Source organism: Paracoccus sp. KKT209, assembly GCF_055635455.1.
In genome coordinates this window covers 1-22,663 of sequence record NZ_JBVMWB010000005.1, presented here as the reverse complement: position 1 = coordinate 22,663, position 22,663 = coordinate 1, and the positions used below count along the sequence as shown (strand labels likewise).

Genomic DNA, 22,663 nt, shown 5'->3' with positions numbered 1-22,663 from the left:
GCCATTCTTCAGCGGACTGCTTCGATCTCGGCCCTGCCAAGGGCCGAGAAGCGGTTCATGATGGCGATGCGGATCTGGATTTCGGCGGTCTGGCGGGCGGGGTCTCGTGACATGATCCTCTCGCCGAAGAGCTTCAGGCAGTTCATCAAAGCTTCGACCCGACTTCGGGCGTGATAGCCGGTCCACTTCTTCCAGAGCGCCCGGCCCAAGCGCCTGGTTGCCCGCAGGATCTCATTTCGCGCGGCAGCAGCGGGACAGTCTTCTTTCCAGGCGCGGCCATTGCGCCGGATCGGTATGACGGCATCCGCGCCTCGGTCGATGATCGCGCCATGGCATCGTCGTGTATCGTAAGCACCATCTGCGGTGACCGTGCCGATCGTCTCTTCCGGCGGGATCTGCGCCAGAAGCTCCGGCAGCAGCGGGCTGTCGCCTTGGCGGCTCGAGGTCAACTCGACCGCGCGCACATCCCCGGTGCCCGCGTCCATGGCGAGGTGGACCTTTCTCCATTGCCTCCGGCGTGACGGGCCATGTTTGCGGGTCTGCCACTCGCCGTCCCCGCGGAACTTGATACCGGTGCTGTCGATCAACAGGTTCAGGGGCTGCCCGGACGCGCGATACGGGACCTGCACCGCGATCCGCGCCTGCCGGCGGCACAGCGTCGAATAGTCCGGAACCGGCCAATCAAGCCCCGCCATCTGGATCAGGCTTTCAACCAGCCCGACCGTCTGCCGGAGCGGAAGCCCAAAAAGCACTTTCAGGGTCAAGCAGGTCTGGATGGCAGCGTCCGAGAAGGTCTCGGGTCGCCCGCGCTTGCCGGTCTTGTCGGCGTGCCAGACCGTCTCGGGATCGAACCAGACCGACAGCGAGCCGCGCTTGCGCAGCGCCGCATTGTAGTCTGACCAGTTCGTCGTGCAGTAGCGGATCGGGGAAGGCTTCGGCATGCCCTCGACCTAACCCTCAGGACGCGCTCAGTGAATCCCCCTCACTGAGATGTGCAACAAGGTCGAAGCGCGATGCGGAGACGCAGGCCGTGCGCGACTACTTCCGCGTCGAGGACGAGGCCGGCGAACGCTTCTGGATCTTCCGTGCCGGTGATGGTGAGGATGCCGGCACCGGCTCGCACCGCTGGTTCCTCCATGGGGTCTTCGGATGAGCGGCTATGTCGAGCTGCAGGTGACGTCGCACTTCTCCTTCCTGCGCGGTGCCTCCTCGGCCGAGGAACTGTTCGCCACCGCTGCCCTGATGGGGATGGAGGCGCTGGCCGTCACCGACCGCAACAGCCTTGCCAGCATCGTCCGCGCGCATGAAGCGGCCAAGGACACCGGCGTCCGGCTGATCGTCGGCTGCCGGCTGGATCTGGCCTGTGGAATGTCGCTGCTGGTCTATCCCACCGACCGCCCCGCTTATTCCCGGCTCTGCCGCCTGCTGTCCGTCGGCAAGGCCCGCGCCGGCAAGGGCAGGTGCCATCTGGAATGGGCGGATAACAGCACGCAACCGGATCGCCGAGCCTGCCCGTGCACTGCATCCTGCGAGAAGGCTCAGCTGAATGTACAGCTCAGCCACCGTAGGAAAAACACCGGAATTCGCTGTTAGACTGCTCTGAATTCAAACCTTACACGGTGCGCGATGTCCCTCCACCCGCTAGCCTCCGTTGGCGCCCACCCGTCGTGTCGGCTCCTGACATAGCAAACTTGAACGCATTCAAGATTTCAAATGCAAAATCATTCATCCCCATATCGCACTCCTAAAATTAATAGGCGAATGGTATCTTCCGTATTGTGAAGTAATAGTGCTACTATGCTGATGAAACGAGTCGCATTCGGAACCAGCCGAAATCGGGGCAGCAACATGAGCGGTAGTCTAGAGCAATTTTTGACCGACCTGTCACGTGGGCTGGAGCGCACAATGGTCACCGTCAACAAAGAATTGACTTTGCGTCACCGCATCAAGCGGACTTGGTCGATGCGCCAGTGCGCGCGCTTCCTCAACGTGAGCATCCAGTATCTGACCAAGTTTGCGAACGCCAACGAAGACTTTCCAAGGGGGGAGTACGTTGGTCGCGAAAGGGTCTTTACGCTCCATGAGCTGATGCATATGCGGGCGCTACTTGCCGCATCGGCCAAGCGACCGTTCGATTACCTTGCGTGGCGCAAACCTAACGATCCGCTCCCCGTGATCTCATTCGCCAGCCAGAAGGGCGGCACCGCTAAAAGTCTCAGCGCAGCACATTTCGCGCAATATCTGAGCCTGCACTATGGCATGCGGGTCGGTGTCATGGATGCGGACCCTCAAAGCACGATTACGCTCTACTTTGTGGGGGGTGAAGCTCTATCAAGAATGCCTACAGAAGAGACGCCGTCGATGGTGGACTTCGCGGGATTGTTCCAGTCCGATGGTGCGCCTTACACAGATCATTCGGCAGACATGCTGGACAGCTTCTTCCTAAAGACTTCGTGGCCTGGTCTGCGGTTAGTGCCTGCCCATGGCGAGACCTCTGAGGGCGAGATCCAGATTGCGCGCTTAGTGCGTGAGGCGCCGGTAGGAAAGAGTTTCTACCGCTACCTCAGGGACGCGATTGATCGCTGGAAGAGTGCGTATCCGCCGGTGACGGCCCCCAACGAGTTAGTGACAGAGGGAAAGGTTAATAGGGCCCGGCTGGAGCAAGCGTTGAACGAAACGCTAGACTGCATCATCATTGATTACCAGCCAGCCCTTACACTCTTCCAGCTCAACAACGTGATTGCGTCTTCATCCCTGGTCATCCCACAGACCATGAAGGGATTCGATATCGCCACGCTGTCGACGTTCGTCACGGGGTTGCTTGGCATGTTGCAGCATATCCTGGCGCACGAGCGTATCGAAATAGGGTCAGGCGCCAACATGTTACTACCGACCATCGTTCAGCGATCCAACGCGCAAGACCTCAACCATATCAGCAACCTGCTTGAGCACTGCCCGACAGAAATTTTGCCCGTGTTCTACTTAAGGTCGGATGCTATCTCCAACGCATCTGATGTCTATCAGTCTGTGTATGAATACGAGCCGGACACACCCGGTAAACGCAAGGGCATCAACCGGTTTATTGAAAATGCGGATGCGGTCAATGACGCAATCGTTTCTCGACTATGGCCCGGTCTCGAGCGCGGATATGCGAGTACTTGGATGGACAACTTCTACGATGATGGTGGGGACGACGGGGAGAACGCAGTATGAAGCGAAGCATCCCAAGATCGCTGGTTTCGAAAGCAATGAGCCGGCCGCCTGAGCCAAATGACGGCGAAAGCAACGAAGAAGCCGCAACCGCTCCAGCGCCTGCCGCCTTCAAGGGTGCTGGTAGCGCTTGGAAGGCCGGTGCTCTTGCGCAGTCGCAGGCTGCGGTAGAGCAGGGGAGGGCCCAGCTGGCAAATGACATCCTGAACGGTCGCCATGAGCTTCAGCTTTTGCCCGATCAGGTTGAAGATCCGGTTGGGTCTGATCGACGCGAAGATTGGATGAAGCAGGAAGCTTTCCGGAAGCTGCTCAGCAGTATCGAGGCGAACGGTCAGGACACGCCGATTTTGGTTTGGCCGGAAGACCCCAACTGGAGACCGGATCCGTTAAACCCGACTGAGGTCGAGGGTATCCGCTTCATCATGCTGACGGGCCGGCGACGTCATGCAGCAGCGCAGATGCTTGGGCTGAAACTTCGTTCGATCTTGGCGCCGCCAGATAAGCGAAGCGCCGATAACTCGCAGTTCGAGATGCTCTTCCTCCGGTTTCGGGAGAACGAGGAGAGGGAGAACCTGAGCGCGTTCGAGCGCCTTCTGGCGATCGGAGAAATGTACGAGGCCTTGCGGCAACCTGGAGGGAAGATGACTGCGGTGGCATTCGCCACGCGAATTGGCGTCCATGAAAGCATAGTGTCGCGTGCCCGAGCCGTTTTCGCGGCCCGAGACGAGATCTTGAATGCATTCAAGAACATCTACGAAATGAGCTTTGGAGAACTGCAGAACGCGATGGCGAGCCTTGAGAGCAAGCCGAAAAAGCAAGCTAGGAGAGCGCCCTCGAAGATCACGGCGAAGCGGAAGATTGGCAGCCGAAACCTGACCCTCACGTCCGCGAATGGCAATTTGTCGATCAAGGCAGCAAGCGTGCCGCTGAGCCAAGAAAAACTTGAGGAGTTAAGTGATCTTATCGCTGACTTCTTGAAGAAGAACAAGGAGCTGTCGCCGGCGAGTTGAGACTCCGAGACCGGCGCGCTTCCCCAAGTTACGCAACGAGTAAGAAGGAACGAATGTGATCTAAAGGCAAAAGAAAAGCCCCCAAGCTGAGGGCCTGAGAGCTGATCTTAATGGTTTGGTCGCCTTCAAGATAAGTCTCTCCAGAATCTCTGTCAACGACAAACACCGTTTTGGCGAATGGCTTTCTTTTGCCTCCACACAGACGGAGGTGAGACACAGACATGAAAAATACAGGTTGGCGCAAGCCGACACCGGGTCTTGGGGTTGCAACGCAACTCGCACAAGCCGGTGAACGGGTAGCTGTACCCAGAACGCGCGCCTTCGTGGCAATCAAACGCGTGGGCGTACATATCGGGCTTAAAGCGGGGGACATGATGCTCCTCGACACGCTTGCAGCCTTCACGCAGGCTCAAGACTGGGAAGAAGGGCAACGTCCCATCGTATGGGCGTCAAATGCCTATCTGATGGAGCAGACTGGGTTTTCACTTTCGGCGCTCAAACGTCATGCACGGCGCTTGGCGGAGAGGGGAGTCATTGCGTTTAAGGACAGCCCCAACGGCAAGAGGTGGGGCCGCAGGAACGGCGCTGGCGTGATCGTCGAAGCCTATGGCTTCGATCTCTCTCCGCTCTCGGCCCGAACCGAAGAGTTCGAAATCCTTCACGCCGATCTGCAAGCTGAACGAGAGCTATGTCAGCGCCTCAAACGCCAGATCACCGTCGCGCGCCGGATGATCCGCGCTCGGATCGACGCGGCCGTCAGTGGAAAACTTAGAGGGCCATGGGGTCAGTTCGCGGGGTATTTGGCAGACCTTCTGGAACGTCTGCCAAAAACAATCAACGTCTCTGAGAACCTCGAACAGCTTCTGGCTTGGCTCCAGCAGCTTCAGGAGCGGGTTGAGTTTACCTACCTCAAGGCCGCAAGTGCTGTCCCGGTTGTGGATGAGTGCGCCCCGATCGGCGCCCAACTGGCAATACAGGGTGAGCAAATGAACACCAAGGAGGCCATTTCTGAACCCCATATACTAACTACAAATAAACCCAAGCCTGTAATTAGTAATTCCTCAGAAAGCGCGAAAACGCCGGCGAGCGCGTCCTACATCCAGACAGAAACCCGAATCGACACGGCATTAGACGCTTGGGTTTCAGAGGTCCGCGAAAAACGCGCGGCGTTGGACCTGCCGACGATCATGCTAGCGTGTCCTGAGTTCGCATCCTGGGTTCGCGACATGGGCGGCTTCGCCAAGGACTGGAGCGATCTCCACCGTATTGCAGGGCAGCTCAGACCGATGATCGGGATCTCCGCCCAGGCATGGGACCTGGCGCAGGATCGGCTCGGCAGCCAGGTCGCAACAGCAGCTTTTGCACTGGTCTTCGAAAAACATTGCAGGGGCGAGATCTTGTCACCGAGTGGGTATCTGCGCGGCATGGTGGTGAAAGCCGGATCAGGCGCGCTGCATCTCGAGCGCAGCTTCTACGGGAGGTTGTGCGCAATGGCGGCTTGAAACATTGATCGAAGGACGCCATTGGCATATATTGCCAAAAAGCAGAAAGGTCTGACCCATGGTGACACGTAACGTCGTCCTGACGGAGACCCAGGATCAGCTCGTCCAGGCCCTGGTTGCCTCCGGGCGGTATCAAAACGTGAGCGAAGCGATGCGCGCCGGGCTCAGACTGCTCGAGCGGGAAGAGGCGCAGCTGACTGGGATCCGGCAAGGCCTTCTGGAAGGGCTGGCGCAGGCGAGAGCGGGTGACCTGGTCGAGGGGAGCGGAGAAGATGCAATCCGCCGGGCATTCGGGCGCGCACGTTCGGTCACATGACACGCTCCCTGCGGCTGACGCGCCGTGCCGAGGCCAGCCTTGTCGAGATCGCCAGATAGACGATCGACAGCTTCGGACCTGCGCAGGCGGCTCTCTACGAGGAGGAGCTTCTCGAGCGTTGCGCGGCGATCCTGAGCGCTCAGGCCCGCAGCAGAAGTTGCGCGGTTCTGGTTGATGATGCCGACGACCTTCGGTTCACGAGGGCAGGGGAGCATTTTCTGGTGTTCCTGGACCGACCGGACGAGGTCATCATCGTCGACATCCTACATGCCCGAAGCGATCTGCCGCGCCATGTTGCCGTCTTGACGACCCTCAAGGATCCCGATCGTTGACCTGTCACAGCTCTGCGGCCTTGGTGAGATTGACCCTGAACCTGTCGCGGCGGCGCTGGTAGCGGCGGGTCATTTCGCCGGAGGCGTGGCCGAGCTGCTTCTGGACGTACCGCTCGTCGACCTCGGCGGAGGAGGCGAGGCCGGCGTGCAGGGAATGGCCGGAATAGAGCCGGAGGCGCTCGGCCTCCGGCAGGTCGGGCCGCAGGACGGCGTCGCGGACCGTCTGCTTGACGAGGCGGGCGACATGCTTGTCACCGAGGCGGCGGGACGTGGCGGTCCGCCCGTCGCGGGAGACGGACACGAAGAGCGGCCCGAAACCGATCCGGGCATAATGCAGCCACTGCTCCAGGGCATGGACGGGGCAGGTGCGCTCCGTCGAGCCGCGGGCGATCTCCACCTCCCGCCAGCCGGTCTTGCCGCGCAGGGTCAGCAGCAGGCCCTCCGGCAGGATCTCGATCCAGCCCCCGGCATCAAGCGTGTCGTCCTTGCCATGATCCAGACCGACGATCTCGCTGCGCCGGAGCCCGCCGGCAAAGCCCACCAGCGGGATCGCCCGGTCGCGCAAGCCCCGCAGGTCGTGGGGCAGGGTGGCGATCATCGCCAGCAGGTCCTCGGGGAGGATCGCCTCCTTCTGCACCGGGGGCCGGGCATGCCGGCGGCAATGTGCCGGTCGCTGCGGTCCACCCGTTCGCCGCGCTGCGTGTAGGTCCAGGCCAGGTCTGACAGACGCCGTTCGATGGAAGCCACCGAGATGGCAGGGGCCCGGCCAAGCCGGCGGTGAACACCCCGACCAGCTCCGGCGACGGGGCAGGGGGTCGGCACCGCGCGTCCGGCACCAGCGGGCGAAGGATACCCAGTTCCAGCCCTAGACAAGCCGCGTGTTCGGGGAAAGGGCGCCGCGGGGATAGTCCCGGGCAGTTTCCACCGGCCGGTTGAAGCTGCCGGACCTCGCGACATCGGCGGGCAAGGCGAGAGGGCCGTCGTTCCCGGCCAGAGGCATGGGGCGATCCGGCGGGTCTGACGGCGGTTGTTCCGAACTTGTGTCCATGTGCGTGGGCCTCCCTCGGGCATGTCTGATAATGCAAAATTACCGGACGTGGAGCAGGTCGGGAGAAGGCGGCGGTTCTACGCATCCCTTACTGCCAAAGGCGCCGCGACGGGCGAGGCTGCCGGGAGACCGAACCGCCGTTCATCTCGCCCCCGATGGTCAACTACTTACCGTCGGAGCGCTGGCGTACTTCGGCCGGCATATGTCTCCCGAGACGCCGCTGCACCTCACAGCACCTTTCTGCCCCGCCACCCGCGGTGACCTCTGTGCCTCGGGATTCGAGAAAGATGGACAAGGGCACCAATTGCCAAAGTGAACCTGACGGGTAGAAATGCAGTTTTACTACGCGTCACCAAATGACCGTTTGTAAACGGATGCAAGACCTTCGCCTGTCGTTGGCGTAACGTGTTCCCTTGGAAATCCTCGCTCGTTCGGGAGCAACTAGAGCCTTCCGCAGCATGACCCAAAGCTGCGGCGTCAGCGCCGCTCACAACGTTTCAGTGTACCGCATTTAGATTATTTTGTGATGATAATTATACCTAATACACTGATAAAATATGGTAATTATCTGGTATGCCTTAAGCCGTAAGGTGCCGGATTTCATTTGGATGCTGCTCCTTGGCTGGAGGCCTAGTCACGTCAGGCGCGAGTGCTAGAGCGTGTTGCGGTTTTCCCGATTCAGGATACCCCTGTGGCTTGATCTGTGATTCCCTGCCTGCATGACAGGTGGAGGGATGATATGGGCAGACCGCATCCTATGGCACTCCGAGAGCGCGTTGTGGCGTTTGTGGAGGAAGGGAACTCTGACCGTTCAGCCGCTGCGCGGTTCCGGGTTTCGGTGAAGTTCGTCAACGACATGGTGATCCTGAAGCGCAAGACGGGCGGGTTAGCTCCGCGTGTTCAAGGCCATGGTAGTGGTCATGGCAAACTGGTTGGTGTGGGGGACTGGATCACCTCGCGAATGAAGGCGAAGCCCGATCTGACGCTGAACGACCTGGTCGGCGAACTTGCAGATCATCACGGCATGGCGATGTTGCGCAAATCAGCCCCGAGCATGACTGCCCCCTTTCCCGCCATTCTTCAGCGGACTGCTTCGATCTCGGCCCTGCCAAGGGCCGAGAAGCGGTTCATGATGGCGATGCGGATCTGGATTTCGGCGGTCTGGCGGGCGGGGTCTCGTGACATGATCCTCTCGCCGAAGAGCTTCAGGCAGTTCATCAAAGCTTCGACCCGACTTCGGGCGTGATAGCCGGTCCACTTCTTCCAGAGCGCCCGGCCCAAGCGCCTGGTTGCCCGCAGGATCTCATTTCGCGCGGCAGCAGCGGGACAGTCTTCTTTCCAGGCGCGGCCATTGCGCCGGATCGGTATGACGGCATCCGCGCCTCGGTCGATGATCGCGCCATGGCATCGTCGTGTATCGTAAGCACCATCTGCGGTGACCGTGCCGATCGTCTCTTCCGGCGGGATCTGCGCCAGAAGCTCCGGCAGCAGCGGGCTGTCGCCTTGGCGGCTCGAGGTCAACTCGACCGCGCGCACATCCCCGGTGCCCGCGTCCATGGCGAGGTGGACCTTTCTCCATTGCCTCCGGCGTGACGGGCCATGTTTGCGGGTCTGCCACTCGCCGTCCCCGCGGAACTTGATACCGGTGCTGTCGATCAACAGGTTCAGGGGCTGCCCGGACGCGCGATACGGGACCTGCACCGCGATCCGCGCCTGCCGGCGGCACAGCGTCGAATAGTCCGGAACCGGCCAATCAAGCCCCGCCATCTGGATCAGGCTTTCAACCAGCCCGACCGTCTGCCGGAGCGGAAGCCCGAAGAGCACTTTCAGGGTCAAGCAGGTCTGGATGGCAGCGTCCGAGAAGGTCTCGGGTCGCCCGCGCTTGCCGGTCTTGTCGGCGTGCCACACCGTCTCGGGATCGAACCAGACCGACAGCGAGCCGCGCTTGCGCAGCGCCGCATTGTAGTCTGACCAGTTCGTCGTGCGGTAGCGGATCGGGGAAGGCTTCGGCATGCCCTCGACCTAACCCTCAGGACGCGCTCAGTGAATCCCCCTCACTGAGATGTGCAACAAGGTCGACCAGATCACGAATACACAGAAGGCCGGACACTCTCTCTTGGCCGTTCAAGAGGTGGTTTTTCGACCAAGATCCACCTCCGCGTCAACAGCGCTGGCCTCCCTATGAGGACCGAGATCACGCCGGGTCAGGATTCAGACTATGCCGGCTATCATCTGGTGATGGCCGACAACCTGCCGTCGCCTGCTGTTTTGGTGGCTGACAGAGGCTACGACTCTGACAAAATCCGAGAAGATGTTGAGAAACGCGACGCCGTCTCGATGATCCCGATGCGCAAGAACCGCAAGGTGCGAAAGACCGTGGACATGACCCTCTACACCCTGCGCAACATGGTCGAACGCTGCTTCAACAAGCTGAAGAACACCCACAGGCTCGCGACACGCTACGACAAAACCGCAAGCAGCTTTCTTGGCTTTATTGACATCGCCTGTGTCAGAATGTGGCTCCGCTATTTGTCAACATGACCTAACCACTCTTTATGGGCGAGCTATGACGGGCCTTCTCGCTACCCATGTCCCACCAAAGTCCCGCCATGACGCGGAGGGCATCTCTGCACACCGGCTTCAACACGTGCTCGTTTGGCGCATGTTGCGAACAACCGCGATAGGAATGCGGCACCCAGACCGTCGGAAGGCCGAGGATGTCGGTAAAGCTGTCATTGGGCAGGGAGCCCGCGAGGTTGGGGAGGATGTGGAGCGGCTTGCCTGCCGTTTCCTCAATCGACGCTACTGTGAAACGAACCCATTCGTGGTCGGGCTCAAGGCGTGTGGCTCGGAAGAAGCCGCGGTCGTGCGGAATGATTTGCACATCCTCGAAGCCGTTTGAGTCAAGATGGCGCCGCAGTGCCGGCAGAATGTCCTCGGGGTCGGTGCCCACCACGTAGCGCAACTGGCAGGTCGCACGCGCCTTTGCCGCAATTGCGTTGACAGGCGCTTCAGGCACTCCGGCCGTCATTGCAAGGATGGCAAAGCTGTTCCAGCCATAGGCGCGCTCGGCAGGGCTCAGGTTCTCCTCGCCCCAGTCATGATCGACGGAAGGGCCGTTCAGGTCCTCGATGGGCAGCCCCTTCAGGGCCTCGCGAACTGGCGGTGTCAGGCTGTCGGGGCGCCATTCCGGAACCCCGATTTGTCCGCGCCGGTCACAGATCGTGGTCAGCGCATGGGTCAGGATCATCGCCGGATCCGCCAGAAGACCGCCCCAATTACCGGAATGGTGGGCTCCATCACGCAGATTTAAAAGCAGATCAAAGGTCACGCCACCGCGCGATCCCATGAAGATCGTCGGCACGTCAGGCTGCAACCGAGGGCCGTCGGACGCGATCAGGACATCGGCAGCCAGATCATGCTTGTGCGCCTCGAAGAACTCCGGCAGTCCCGAGGAGCCGGTTTCCTCGGACATCTCGATCACGATCTTGACGTTGAAGCCCAGCTTGCCTCGCGCGCTGATGACGGCCTCCATCCCCGCGATGTTGATGAGATGCTGCACCTTGTTGTCCGCGGTGCCCCGGCCATATAGGCGGTCGCCTTCCTCGATCAGCCGAAAAGGATGAAGCCCTTGACGCCATTGATCGGTCTGCGCGCGAATGACGTCGCCGTGCCCATAGGTCAGGACCGTGGTCAAAGCAGGGTCCTCGATGCGCTTGCCCACCAGCAGCGGCCCGCCTCGAGGATCGGGGTTGTCGTGGATCGCGCAGACGAACCCCAGAGCCTCGAGGCGTGGCAGCATGGCTTGCTCAAGATACCTATAGAGTTCCGGCCGCTGATCCGGATTCTGGCTTTCGGTGGGATATTCCACCAAAGATGCAAGCTCGGTCTGAAACGCCCCGCTGTCAAAATAACGTTCGGCGGCGGCAAGGGCGGCATCACGGGTCATGAAAGGATCTCCGGTTCGGCAATGGCGTCGCCCCACGGCGACATGATCTCGGTACAGCCAGTGTTCGTGACGCCGTCGCGCATCACGCCGGCCGGGCAGGCAAAGGCATAGGGAAATACGGTGCGGCGAAAGCGCGTCGTCGGATGATGTTCAGCCAGCGCCGCATGGACGGCTTCAGGCAGCGCATCGTCGGCCGTGACGGCATCGCCGCCCGACATGTCGATGCGCCCATGATGAAAGGCGCTCTCCAGATCCATGCCGAAATCGGTGACAAAGGAAGACAGCTGTGCAACCGCCCCGAGGATCTTGCGTCCGCCCGATGCGCCGAAGGCAAAGCGGCGATCACCGACTTCACCGATGACCGGGCAGACGTTCATCAGGCAGCGCTTTCCGGGTGCCAAAGAATTCGCACGGCCGGGCACCGGATCGAACCACATGATGCCGTTGTTCAGCAGCAGTCCTGTGGACGGAGAGACCACATGCGCCCCAAAAGCTGACAGCAATGTCTGCGTCATCGACACCATGTTCCCATCGCGGTCAACGATCGAGAAATGCGTGGTGCAGCCAGGCTGCGACGGAGACTCGCCATCGTCCCCCATCCCTTCCAGCCGTTTGGCATAGGCATCCCGCAGCGCATCGGCATAGGCCACGAACGCAGTTCCACCGGGCTGACCCGCCAGCGGGGGCAGCATTGTCAGAACATCGCGAAAGGTGGGTCCGGCCGTCAGACGCGGCGTGACATGGAGTGTCGCCTGCCCGCGCGAGAAGCTGAGCGGCGTTTGAAGCTCGGCTCGGTAGGCGCGCAGGTCGTCACGGTTTAAGCTGCCACCCTTGGCCTGTACGTCTGCCACCAGCGCCGCACCCACGTCGCCATCATAGAACTCTCGTGCGCCCTTGGCAGCCAGTTCGGCCAAGGTTGTGGCCATGGCGTCCATCGGCAAGGTCTTGGCGACGGTGCTGGTCCAACCGGCCACAGGAGGCCACTGCCCCTCTTCGAGAAACAGGCCCGCCGCGTCCGGATCGGCGGCCAGTCCACGTGTGGCCGAGGCGATCATCAGCGCCGCATACCAATCGACCTGCAGACCTTCTCGTGCCAGTTCGACGGCTGGCGCCAGCAGATCGCGCCACGGCATGCGACCATAACGGGCATGAGCCTGCCCGACGCCATCTATGACGCCCGGCACCGCGACTGCGGTCGCGCCGCGAAGGTTGCGGTCATCCTTGACCGCGTCCCAAGGGAACAAATCGCCGGCCTTGCCCGTACCTGCCAGCGGGTAATCAGCCGGATCCAGGGCACCCGGCGCACGCATGCCATAGAAGACCGCTTCGGCACGCGCGGCCTCGGCGTGCCACAGCATCATTGCGCCGCCGCCGGCGGGGCCACTCATCCAAGGCTCCAGCACTCCTATGGCGAAGGACACCGCAACGGCCGCATCGACCGCATTGCCGCCGGCTGCCAACACCTCTGCGCCGACCTGCCCTGCGCGCGAGTTCTGGGCCGCGACCACGCCCCGTGTGGTTCCTCTTACAGACTTGCGCACGACCTGTGTGCGCGACAGTGACGACATCATGACTGGTCCCTCAGCTGGCGGCCTGTAGGGGCTGCTGGTCATAAAGGTGACACTCGACATGCCCGTCGGATGTTGGCACCGGCCAAGGTGCGATCCGGGAACAATGCGGCATCACCTTGGCGCAGCGCGGATGGAAGGCGCACCCGGAAGGCGGGGCGATCGGGTTGGGGTATGCTGCGCCAAGCTGCGTGTCCGGCACTCCCATGTCGGGGTCAGGCGTCAGAACGGAGGCCAGCAACGCCCGCGAGTAGGGGTGGCGCGCCGTTTCGAACAGGGTGGCGACGTCAGCTTCCTCCACGATGCGGCCGAGATACATCACGGCCACACGCGTCGCGAGATGCTCCACCACGGCGAGGTTGTGGCTGATGAACAGGTAGGTCAGGCCGAACTCGGCTCGCAGGTCGGCCAGCAGGTTCAGGATCTGCGACTGAACCGAGACATCCAGCGCCGAGGTCGGCTCGTCGCAGATGACGATCTCGGGCTTCATGATGAGGGCCCGCGCGATGGCGACACGCTGCCGCTGGCCGCCGGACATCTGGCTGGGATAGCTGCGGGCAACGCGCGCGGGAAGACCGACGATGTCCAGCATCTTGTGCAGCTCCCGGTCACGGCTGGCGCTGTCGCCGATGCCGTGGACGCGGAGAGGCAGAGTGATGATGTCCTCAATGCTCTTGCGCGGGTTCAGCGAGGAGTAGGGATCCTGGAAGATCGGCTGGATGCGGCGCGACAGCGCGATCCGGTCCTGTCCCGCCAACGCCTGGCCGTCGACCAGAACCTGCCCCTCGCTTGGGGCCTCCAGTCCCAGCAGGATCTTGGCAAGGGTGGATTTGCCGCAACCGGACTCCCCCACCAGCCCAAGCACCTCCCCGCGCTGCAGGTTGAGCGAGACATCGTTCAACGCGCGCAAAGGCTTTGGCTTGCCGAACAACCCCTGCTTGATGGTGTAGGTCTTGGAGACGTTCTTCAGCTCCAGAACAGGCTTGTTCGTCATGCCGTCACCTCTTCGTGGCGATGTCCGTCAGGATGGACGCAGCGGAATTCGTGTCCGTCCGGCAGCCGGCGCAGCGGGGCTGCAGTGTCGCAGATCGCAACACGCTGATCACACCGTCCGCGGAATGGACAGCCTGTGACCTCACCCACCAGCGATGGGACAATACCTGGAATGGTCCCAAGCCGCGCGCCACGTTCGTTGCGTCCGGGAACGGGAATGCAATTGATCAGCCCACGCGTATAAGGATGTGCAGGGTTGCGGAAGATGGCGCTGGCAGGGCCTGTCTCGACCAACTCGCCCGCATACATGACGGCAACCTTGTCGGCGACACGGGCCACCACGCCCAGATCATGGGTGATCAGGATGAGCGCCATGTTCATCTCGCGCTGCAGATCCACCAGCAGCCGCAGGATCTGCGCCTGAATGGTCACGTCCAGCGCCGTGGTGGGCTCGTCAGCGATGATCAGTTCGGGTTTGCACATCAAGGCCATTGCGATCATCACGCGCTGACGCAAGCCGCCCGACAGCTGGTGCGGATACTGCGACAGACGGCTTTCCGCGGCAGTGATGCCCACCTTTTCCAGCAACTCGACGGCCCGGGCACGGGCTTTGGTGCGGCTGACCTTCTTGTGCAGCAAAAGCGTCTCGGTCAGCTGGTCGCCGATCGTATAGGCTGGGTTCAGCGAGGTCATCGGTTCCTGGAAGATCATCGACATTCGGTCGCCCCGCAGCTGGCGCAACTGTCGCCTTGAGGCTTTCTGCAGATCCGTGCCGTCAAAGGTCATCCGGACTGCCGTGCGGCGGATTTTGGGTGCCAGCAACCCCATCAGAGCAAGCGAGGTGAGGGATTTGCCCGACCCGGACTCGCCCACAATACACAGCGTCTCTCCGCGGTTCAGGTCGAAGTCGATGCCGCGCACAGCGTGCAGCGTACCGCCAGAGGTCGGAATATCCAACGTCAAGCCACGAACCGACAAGAGGGGGGCGTCGTTCATTGGAGACCTCATCAATTGCGGTTCTCGGGAGCGGTGACATCGCGCAGCCCGTCGCCCATCAGGTTGATCGCCAGCACCAGAACGAACAGCACGGCACCCGGGATCAAGACCAGCCACGGCTCGAACAGCATCATGTTCTTGCCCTCGGACACCATCAATCCCCAGCTGGGCGTGGGTGGCTGCACGCCGACTCCCAGGAAGGACAGCGCAGCCTCCAGCAGGATCGCGTGCGCCATCTCCAGCGTGACGACCACGATCAGGTTGTTGACAATGTTGGGCATGATCTCGGACAGCAGGATGCGCGGCGTCGAGCAGCCGACCGCGCGCGCCGCCGCCACGAACTCACGGCCGCGGATCTGCAGGGTCGAGGCGCGCATGACCACGGCAAAGCGATCCCACAGCAGCAACCCAAGAACCCCGATCACCACGCTGAGCGAGCCACCCAAGATGGCCACGACTGCGAGGGCGACCAGCACCACCGGCATCGCCAGACGCACGTTGATCAGGAACGTCACGACAGCATCGACACGTCCGCCGAAATACCCGGCGGCAATGCCCAGGGCCGTGCCGATCGTACCTGATATGAGTGCGGCGACAGCACCGATCATCAGCGAGACCCGTGCACCATAGATCAGCCGCGACAGGTAGTCCCGGCCCAAGTGGTCCGTGCCGAGAGGATGCTCCCATGTGCCGCCCATGAACACAGGGCGGACCATGCGGTTGCTTAGGCTTTGCGCATATGGGTCATGGGGGGCCAGGACCGGGGCGAGAAGGGCGATGATCACCAGCAGGACCAGAAATACCGCTCCGATCATGAACCCCTGATGACCGAACATGCGCCGGCGCAACTGCTGGCCGGGGGTGGGGCCGGTGATCTCGAGGGCGTCGGGAAAGGCTGTCATTTCAGGCGCTCCGCATCCTGGGGTCCAGCCAAGCGTTCAGCACGTCGGCCAGAAAGGTGAAGACGATATAGAAGAGCGCAAAGACCAAGATCAGCGCCTGCACCGTGGGCAGATCGTTTCGCCCGATGGATTCCCATGCCAGATAGCCTGCGCCGTGGAGGGCAAAGACCGACTCCACCACGATCGAGCCGCCTAGCATGAAGCCCATCTGCACTGCTGCCAGCGACACCACGGGGATGATCGCGTTGCGTAAGGCGTGCTTGAACAGCACACGTCCTTCGGAGGCACCCTTGGCGCGTGCTGTGCGGATATAGTCGGCCGACAGCACCTCGAGCATGCCGGCACGGGTCAGGCGCATGATGGCCGGCATGGCGTAATAGCCCAGCACAATCGTCGGCATGATAAAATGCTGCCAAGTGTCGGCGCCCGAGGCGGGCAGGATACGCAGTTGGATGGCGAAGATCACGATCAGGATCAGCCCGAACCAGAAGCTGGGCATGGCCTGCCCGGCCACCGACAGGAACAGCGCGATCCGGTCGATCAACGAGTTCGGGCGGATTGCGGCGATCACGCCCAAGGGCACAGCTATCAGCAGCGCAAAGACAATGCCGCAGACACCCAGAGTCATGGTGACCGACAGGCGTTCGGCGATCAGGTCCGCGACCGGCAACCGGAAGTAATAACTTACGCCGAAGTCAAACTGCAGCGCGTGCCACAGCCAGTCGCCGTACTGCACCATCATCGGCCGGTCAAAGCCGTAAAGAGCGCGAATGGCCGCCACGTCCTCGGCATTGGCGCTTTCGCCGGCGATGGCGATGGCCGGATCGCCTGACAGGAACAGCAGGCTGAAGCTGATGAAGGACACGGTCAAGGCGACAAGCAGGGCTAGCCCCAATCGTTTGAGGATAAAGCGAAGCATGAGTTGTCAGTTCCTTGCGGGCTGGGGGGATGGCCTCAAGGCCATCCCGCGGCAGGCTGGGAGAGATGGCAGCCCGTCAGTTCCAGGTCATGGTGTGGAAGCGCAGAACCTCGTCGGCGGTCGGCGTGTAGGAGACCTCGGCCGTGGACACGTAGTTCGTGTTGTAGGAGAACATCGGCGCCCAGTAGGCCTGATCGGCAATGCGCTGCAGGGCCGTGCGATAATGCTCCTTCCGAACCTCGGGGTCGGTCGAGCTGTCGGCGATGTCAAGTTCGGCCAGAACCGCGTCATCGCGTGCGTCGTCCAGTTCGCCATGCTTGAAGTACTGGCTGACCATGGCCGAGGCATCATTGACCGAGAAGGACCCCCAGGTCTGGAAAGACAGCGGCGTTTCCCCCTTCATGTTCAGGTCACGCAGCGCGGAATACTGCAGCATCTTGAAGTCGGTGCGGATCCCGACCGCGTTCAGGTAGCTGGTGATCGCCTCGGCCAGTTCACGGTCGCGATAAGCATAGAATTCGGTTGAAAATCCATCCGGATAGCCGGCCTGAGCCAACAGTTCCCGCGCCTTTTCCGGATCGTATTCGTATTCCTTCACATCCTGTGCACAGCCGAATTGGCTGGGGAAGCAGGCAGTATGGACTGGAATCGACTTGCCCTTCAGCAGTTCGCCCACCAACTCTTCGCGGTTGATCGCGTGGTTGACCGCCTGGCGCACTTCCAGCTTGGTGAACGGGTTGTTCGGGTCCGATCGGCCCGCGGCATCCATTGCCAAATAGCCGACGCGCATCGTGCTTTCGTTGGCGACTGTGAACTGCCCCATCTGCTCCAGCCGTTCGGCCTGATCCGAGGGCACCTGCCAGATCAGGTCGAGCTGCCCGCTGAACAGTTCGGCGATCTGTGTGTTCACGTCAGGAATGGTGCGGATATCCACGTTGCCGATCTGGGCTTGCCCCTTCGGACCGTCGAAGTAGTTCTCGTTCCGCTCCAGCACGAAACGCTTGCCGGGCTCGACGCTGACGACCTTGTAGGGGCCTGTGCCGATGGGCTTCAGGCCCATGCCTGTGGGACCAGCCTCGGCATAGTAGTCGGACGGATAGATGGAGACCGGCCCGGACAAGTATTCGAGCGCTGCAGGAAAGGGTTCTTTTGTGATGATGCGGACGGTATGTTCATCCACCTTCTCGGCGTGATCCATCCAGTTGACATTGCGCTGCGTCACGGCGCCGTTCGCCTCGTTCGCGACGAAGTCCACGGTGTAGACTACGTCATCGGCAGTAAAGGGGCTGCCATCATGGAAGGTCACTCCCTCACGCAGCTTCAGTTCCAGCGTCGTGTCGTCGATCCAGGTCCACTCGGTCGCAAGGTTGCCCGAATACTCTCCTGTTTGAGGATCCGCATAGATCAGCCCGTCCCAGATCGCGCGTTGCAAGACTACGCCCTCACGCGCCGAGTTGAAGTAGCTGTCGACGCTTTCAAGCTCCTTGGTGAAGGCAACGCGCAACGTGTCGTTGCTTTTGTCGGCATGAGCCATGCCTGCTGAAAAAAGGGCGAGCGCAGCTACGCTGCCGGTCAGGACGCGACGTTTCATTCTGGACCCCTATTGTTTTCTTTATCTGCTGTATCGCAATGCAATACTGTTTATTGCATTTAGATAAGCAGCCGAATCACGGATCCGTCAAGCGCGCTGTCACAACCGGAGGAAATGTTTTGCCTGATGCCGAGAAACGTGACTCGCTGTTTGTAGGTGCCTTGGCCAAAGGGCTCCGCGTGCTGCGCGCCTTCGATGAGACGCATCCCGAACTCAGTCTGGGGGCCTTGGCCCAACGCACGGGCATGGACAAGAGTACGGTACAAAGGCTGGCAAACACCCTGCATCAGGAGGGATGGCTGACCAAGGACCCGGTCACGCGGCGTCTTCGTCCCTCCCATGCATGGCTTGAACTGGCCTATGCCTATTACTGGTCAGACCCGCTGGTCGGAAATGCGATGCCAAAGCTGATCGAGCTGTCGCGGCACCTGGAAGAAACGGTGAACTTTGCGGAAATTTCCGGCGATCACACGATCTACGTCCTGCGGCTGCCCTGCCAACGGACCCATTTCGCAGCCTCCATCATTGGGAGGCGTCTCCCGGCTTTGTCCACTTCAGTCGGTCGCGCGATCCTGTCGACTTGGCCAGAGACAGACCGCGATGCCGCCATCGAGAACTGGCCACTCAAGGAGTTCACTCCACGCACGACCCTCGACCGTGCAAGCATCCGCAACAGCATCGAAGAGGCAGCTGCCCGTGGGTTTGCGATATCGCGCGATGAAATGATCTTGAACGAGCTTGCCGTCGCGGCACCGATCTGCGGTCCCGATGGACGAGCCATTGCGGCGGTGCAGTGTTCGGTCTCAGCCTATTCTTGGACCAATGACAGCCTGCTGAAGAAGATAGTTCCGCCCCTTTTGGACACAGCCAATGCGATCTCTCCATCGCTCAGGATGTGAGGCAGCGGATGCCTTACGAAAGGTGGGCACAACCTTTGTGTTGAACACGGAGGCACGTGAATGACTTAAGGCCTGCGCCCCGAGCCCTTTCTCAAGCTCGTGCCAAGGACCCGAACGCGAGTCCGCAGTCGAAGGTCAGGCTCTGCCGGGCAGGCCGGGGCAGGGGCGAGAGCGGGTTGATCAGGTTTTGCGTCAGCGGTCTGGATCTCCGGTCGTTGTTGCGGAAGATCGCCGTGTAGCGGCTCACGCGCTCGCCCACGTTGGCTGGTCCATGCTCCTTGCGGAAGATCATCAGGTCGGCTTCCTAGTGGCCGAAGACCTGCCGGTCCCTGACCGCCTGAGGGCGGTTCCAGATCATGCAGCGCTCGGGAAACACGAGGCTTCTCGGTTTGCGCGCATAGCGTGGCTTTCGCTTGCGCCCTTGCTCGGGAAGATAGCGGGCCAGCTCCTGCGCCTGGCCTTCGCGCGAGTAGACATAGCGGTAGATCGTCTCGTGGCAAACGCGAATGCGGTGCTGCTCAAGCCGCATCCGGCCGGCGATCTGTTCGGGAGACCAACCCGCCTTGAGCGCACCCTCGACTGCTGCTTTCAACTCCGGGTTGGCGACCAGCTTTCGGTGAACCGCACGGCGGCGCTCATACTTGTCCTGAGCAGTCACCGCTTAGTAGCCGCTATACTGCGGAAGCTCGGCGTCCTTGTACGTGTTCCGCTTCAGCTCCCGATAGATTGTCGAGGGTGGGCGCGAAAGGCGGTCTGCAATTTCTGGCACCGGCATCTTGCCTTCACGCCATTTGGCAATCTTTCGACGTTCTTCGAAACTCAGGTGCTGGTAGTGGGAAGCCATTCGCCAACCTCGATGCAAATACCTGTATTACTTTGGCATTTGCACTTCGTTTGTAAATCCATCTCCTAACTATCATCAACGCGATAATGAAAACCGGAACGGCCTACCGAGACGCCATTGCCTGAAACACAGTTGCTACTCAGTTGGAGCCTTTGGCAGACCCGGCGCGGTTCAGAGCGCCTTCTGTAAGCGCGCCAGTGCATCGGGCACCGAAGAAGCCCATCAGCCTGCCGTCTGGATGAGCATCTTCTGCTGCGCCGGTCATTGCTTCCTCTGTCGCGCTGAGGCGCCCCTTCCAGGGAAGACAGCCTGCCGCGCCGAGCGGGACAAGCCGACAGGGTTTACCCCGACGATTCCATCTTGATTGTAACTGTCTTGACATGACCGTAATGGTGCAGCGCCTCAATGCCTTTCTCGCGGCCATAGCCGCTATGCTTGTGCCCGCCGAACGGCGTTTGGACCGACATGGTGTTCCAGACATTGACGAAGATCTGCCCGGCCTCGATGCGGTCGGCCACCCGCAGCGCCCGGCTGACGTCGCGCGTCCAGAGCGTGCCGATCAGCCCGTAATCGCTGTCATTCGCGATCAAGATCGCCTCTTGCTCGGTGTCGAAGGGGATCACCACGCCGACGGGGCCGAAGATCTCTTCGCGGGCGATGCGCATCTCGTTCGAGACATCGGCGTAAAGCGTCGGCTCGATGAAGTGGCCCTCGGGGCTGCCTGCCACGCTCGCCACCTTGCCGCCGGCGACCAGCCTTGCGCCATCCGCGCGCGCCACGTCGAAGAAGCCCTGCACGCGCTGGAACTGGGGCGCGGTGATGATCGGGCCGAGATTCTCGCCCGGCACCAGCGCCGCGATCGCGCTGCGGGCGGCCGTCAGGAAGTCCTCATAGACACCGCGCTGGACCAGGATGCGCGTGCCCGCCGAACAGACCTGGCCCGCGTTGAGCGTGAAACCCTTGATCGATTCGCGGGCCGCAAGGTCCAGATCGGCATCGTCGAAGACGATGTTGGCGGACTTGCCGCCCAGTTCCAGCGTCAGCGGAATGATGCGCTCGGCGGCGATGCGGCCGATGGCCTGGCCCACGCCGACCGAGCCGGTGAACGCGACCTTGCGCACGGCGGGATGGCGCACGATCGCCTCGCCCACCGCGGCGCCGGTGCCCAGAACAACGTTGATCACGCCGTCGGGCAGGCCCGCCTCGCGCGCCAACTCGGCCATGGCGATGGTGGTCTGCGAGGTGACCTCGGACGGCTTGGCCACGACCACGTTGCCCGCCGTCAGCGCCGGCGCGATGGCGCGCGCGGCCTGGTTCAGCGGCAGGTTCCACGGGGTGATGACCCCCACGACACCAAAGGGCTCGCGCCGGGTGAAGACGTGCTGATCAGGGGCCACGTCCAGCACATCGCCGGCCGGAAGATAGACAAGGCTGCCGTAGAATTCGAAATAGGCGGCGCTGCCCTCGATCTCGGCAAGGGCGGTCGCCAGGGGTTTGCCCGTATCCGCCTGCTCCAGCGCGGCCAGATGGTCGCGGTTGGTGCGCATGGCGGCGGCGATGGCCAGCATCACACGGCCCCGTTCCGCGGCCGGAAAGCGCCGCCATCCGTCGGCGGCGGCCTGCGCTGCGGCCACCGCGCGCTCGACATCGGCGGCGGTCCCGGCCGCGACCTGGCCCCCCACCTGCCCAGTGGATGGGTTCACCGCCGCAAGATAATCGCCGCCCTGCGGCGCGACGGACTGCCCGCCGATCCAGTGATCCAGTCGATACATGTCATGGCCTTTCATCAGCGCACCTTCAGGGTGATGCCGCCGTCCAGCACCAGCTCGATGCCAGTGACGAAGCGCGACTCATCCGAGGCCAGGAAGACCGAGGCATGGGCCACGTCCCATCCGTCGCCCATATGGCCCAAGGGCACCAGCGCATCGCGGGCCGCGACCATCGCCTCGGTCGAGCCATAGACGCCGGTCACGTTCCCCTTGTGGATCAGCGGCGTGTTCATCAGCCCCGGCAGGATCGCGTTGCAGCGGATGCCCTTGGGCGCATAGTTCAGCGCGATATCGCGGGTGAAGGCGTTCACCGCGCCCTTGGACGCCGAATAGCTGATGCAGCTGTAGCCGAGCGAATGGGTCGAGGCGATCGAGCTGATGTTGATGATCGAGCCCTTGCCCTGCGCCGTCATGACCGGCAGCACCTCGCGGCAGGTCAGATACAGGCTCTTGACGTTGATCGCCATCAGCCGGTCCCACTGCTCTTCGGTCAAGTCCTCGGGCCCGCCCGGATCGATGATGCCGACATTGTTGTGCAGCACGTCGATCCGGCCAAAGGCCTCCATGGCGCGGGCGACGGTGGCCTTGACCTGGTTGGCCTTTGCGACGTCGCAGACGTCGGTCGCGACCGTGCCGCCCTCGTCGCGGATGATCTGTGCGGTTTCCTCGACCGCGTCACGGCTGATGTCCGATGCGAACACCTTCGCGCCCTCGCGCGCGAATTGCACCGCCGCAGCCTTGCCGTTACCCCAGCCCGGCCCGATCGAGCCTGCTCCGGTCACGAAGACCACCTTGTCCTTCAAGCGTTCGCCCAT

At 61.8% G+C, this 22,663-nt stretch carries 18 protein-coding genes and 4 pseudogenes; 9 read left to right on the top strand and 13 right to left on the bottom strand.

What is annotated here, in order from left to right:
* Window positions 1–8: 8 nt before the first annotated feature.
* Complete coding sequence (locus ACZ2G3_RS19885) at window positions 9–941, bottom strand: IS5 family transposase (protein WP_470395316.1); 933 nt, start codon at window positions 939–941, stop codon at window positions 9–11.
* A gap of 89 nt (window positions 942–1,030) precedes the next feature.
* Between ACZ2G3_RS19885 and ACZ2G3_RS19880 the strand changes: the two genes are divergently transcribed.
* The 7 genes and pseudogenes from ACZ2G3_RS19880 to ACZ2G3_RS19850 all read left to right on the top strand — a co-directional run bounded on the left by ACZ2G3_RS19880 (window position 1,031) and on the right by ACZ2G3_RS19850 (window position 6,370).
* Window positions 1,031–1,153, top strand: a complete 123-nt coding sequence (locus ACZ2G3_RS19880; RefSeq protein WP_470400197.1) for a hypothetical protein — start codon at window positions 1,031–1,033, stop codon at window positions 1,151–1,153.
* A pseudogene (locus ACZ2G3_RS19875) lies at window positions 1,150–1,482 on the top strand (PHP domain-containing protein); the annotation flags it as partial. The gene ACZ2G3_RS19880 and the pseudogene ACZ2G3_RS19875, both read left to right, overlap by 4 nt.
* A gap of 366 nt (window positions 1,483–1,848) precedes the next feature.
* A complete protein-coding gene (locus tag ACZ2G3_RS19870; protein ID WP_470400230.1) occupies window positions 1,849–3,213 on the top strand; it encodes a ParA family protein in 1,365 nt (454 codons plus the stop codon).
* Window positions 3,210–4,220 carry a ParB N-terminal domain-containing protein gene (locus tag ACZ2G3_RS19865; protein ID WP_470400196.1) on the top strand — a complete coding sequence of 337 codons (1,011 nt, stop codon included), beginning with the start codon at window positions 3,210–3,212 and terminating at the stop codon, window positions 4,218–4,220. Before ACZ2G3_RS19870 ends, ACZ2G3_RS19865 begins: the two co-directional genes overlap by 4 nt.
* A 221-nt stretch (window positions 4,221–4,441) precedes the next feature.
* Window positions 4,442–5,722 (top strand): plasmid replication protein RepC, encoded by a 1,281-nt coding sequence (gene repC / locus ACZ2G3_RS19860; RefSeq protein ID WP_470400195.1) that lies wholly within the window; start codon window positions 4,442–4,444, stop codon window positions 5,720–5,722.
* Window positions 5,723–5,780: 58 nt separating this feature from the next.
* Window positions 5,781–6,038, top strand: a complete 258-nt coding sequence (locus ACZ2G3_RS19855; RefSeq protein ID WP_470400193.1) for a type II toxin-antitoxin system ParD family antitoxin — start codon at window positions 5,781–5,783, stop codon at window positions 6,036–6,038.
* Window positions 6,039–6,100: 62 nt separating this feature from the next.
* Window positions 6,101–6,370, top strand: a complete 270-nt coding sequence (locus ACZ2G3_RS19850) for a type II toxin-antitoxin system RelE/ParE family toxin (RefSeq protein WP_470400229.1) — start codon at window positions 6,101–6,103, stop codon at window positions 6,368–6,370.
* A 4-nt stretch (window positions 6,371–6,374) separates the two neighbouring features.
* On the opposite strand, the pseudogene ACZ2G3_RS19845 reads toward ACZ2G3_RS19850, so the two are convergent.
* Together ACZ2G3_RS19845 and ACZ2G3_RS19840 are read right to left on the bottom strand one after the other, a co-directional pair.
* Window positions 6,375–7,370: pseudogene (locus tag ACZ2G3_RS19845) on the bottom strand (tyrosine-type recombinase/integrase).
* 1,128 nt (window positions 7,371–8,498) lie between these two features.
* The gene (locus ACZ2G3_RS19840; RefSeq protein ID WP_470399998.1) at window positions 8,499–9,431 is read right to left on the bottom strand and encodes an IS5 family transposase; all 933 of its coding nucleotides are present in this window, start codon (window positions 9,429–9,431) and stop codon (window positions 8,499–8,501) included.
* 99 nt (window positions 9,432–9,530) lie between these two features.
* On the opposite strand from ACZ2G3_RS19840, the pseudogene ACZ2G3_RS19835 reads away from it, so the two are divergent.
* A pseudogene (locus ACZ2G3_RS19835) lies at window positions 9,531–9,959 on the top strand (IS5 family transposase); the annotation flags it as partial.
* 1 nt (window position 9,960) lies between these two features.
* Here ACZ2G3_RS19835 and ACZ2G3_RS19830 read toward each other — a convergent pair.
* The 7 genes from ACZ2G3_RS19830 to ACZ2G3_RS19800 all read right to left on the bottom strand — a co-directional run bounded on the left by ACZ2G3_RS19830 (window position 9,961) and on the right by ACZ2G3_RS19800 (window position 18,279).
* Window positions 9,961–11,367, bottom strand: a complete 1,407-nt coding sequence (locus ACZ2G3_RS19830) for a M20 family metallopeptidase (protein ID WP_470400191.1) — start codon at window positions 11,365–11,367, stop codon at window positions 9,961–9,963.
* A complete protein-coding gene (locus tag ACZ2G3_RS19825) occupies window positions 11,364–12,935 on the bottom strand; it encodes a gamma-glutamyltransferase (RefSeq protein WP_470400190.1) in 1,572 nt (523 codons plus the stop codon). Before ACZ2G3_RS19825 ends, ACZ2G3_RS19830 begins: the two co-directional genes overlap by 4 nt.
* Before the next feature lie 13 nt (window positions 12,936–12,948).
* Complete coding sequence (locus tag ACZ2G3_RS19820) at window positions 12,949–13,929, bottom strand: ABC transporter ATP-binding protein (protein ID WP_470400188.1); 981 nt, start codon at window positions 13,927–13,929, stop codon at window positions 12,949–12,951.
* Complete coding sequence (locus tag ACZ2G3_RS19815; RefSeq protein ID WP_470400187.1) at window positions 13,926–14,924, bottom strand: ABC transporter ATP-binding protein; 999 nt, start codon at window positions 14,922–14,924, stop codon at window positions 13,926–13,928. The genes ACZ2G3_RS19820 and ACZ2G3_RS19815 overlap by 4 nt, the downstream gene beginning before the upstream one ends.
* Before the next feature lie 11 nt (window positions 14,925–14,935).
* On the bottom strand, window positions 14,936–15,826 hold the full coding sequence (locus ACZ2G3_RS19810; RefSeq protein ID WP_470400186.1) for an ABC transporter permease: 891 nt from the start codon (window positions 15,824–15,826) through the stop codon (window positions 14,936–14,938).
* 1 nt (window position 15,827) lies between these two features.
* The gene (locus ACZ2G3_RS19805; RefSeq protein ID WP_111301882.1) at window positions 15,828–16,745 is read right to left on the bottom strand and encodes an ABC transporter permease; all 918 of its coding nucleotides are present in this window, start codon (window positions 16,743–16,745) and stop codon (window positions 15,828–15,830) included.
* A 76-nt stretch (window positions 16,746–16,821) separates the two neighbouring features.
* Entirely contained in the window at window positions 16,822–18,279 is a 1,458-nt protein-coding gene (locus ACZ2G3_RS19800) for an ABC transporter substrate-binding protein (RefSeq protein WP_470400184.1), read from the bottom strand.
* Window positions 18,280–18,455: 176 nt separating this feature from the next.
* On the opposite strand from ACZ2G3_RS19800, the gene ACZ2G3_RS19795 reads away from it, so the two are divergent.
* Window positions 18,456–19,235, top strand: coding sequence for an IclR family transcriptional regulator (locus ACZ2G3_RS19795; protein WP_470400182.1), 780 nt, complete (start codon window positions 18,456–18,458; stop codon window positions 19,233–19,235).
* A 69-nt stretch (window positions 19,236–19,304) separates the two neighbouring features.
* Here ACZ2G3_RS19795 and ACZ2G3_RS19790 read toward each other — a convergent pair.
* The 3 genes and pseudogenes from ACZ2G3_RS19790 to ACZ2G3_RS19780 form a co-directional block, all read right to left on the bottom strand.
* Window positions 19,305–20,079 (bottom strand): annotated as a pseudogene (locus ACZ2G3_RS19790) (IS30 family transposase); the annotation flags it as partial.
* 341 nt (window positions 20,080–20,420) lie between these two features.
* Window positions 20,421–21,866: an aldehyde dehydrogenase family protein gene (locus ACZ2G3_RS19785; RefSeq protein WP_470400180.1), complete on the bottom strand. Its 1,446-nt coding sequence runs from the start codon at window positions 21,864–21,866 to the stop codon at window positions 20,421–20,423.
* A complete protein-coding gene (locus ACZ2G3_RS19780) occupies window positions 21,866–22,663 on the bottom strand; it encodes an SDR family NAD(P)-dependent oxidoreductase (RefSeq protein WP_470400178.1) in 798 nt (265 codons plus the stop codon). Before ACZ2G3_RS19780 ends, ACZ2G3_RS19785 begins: the two co-directional genes overlap by 1 nt.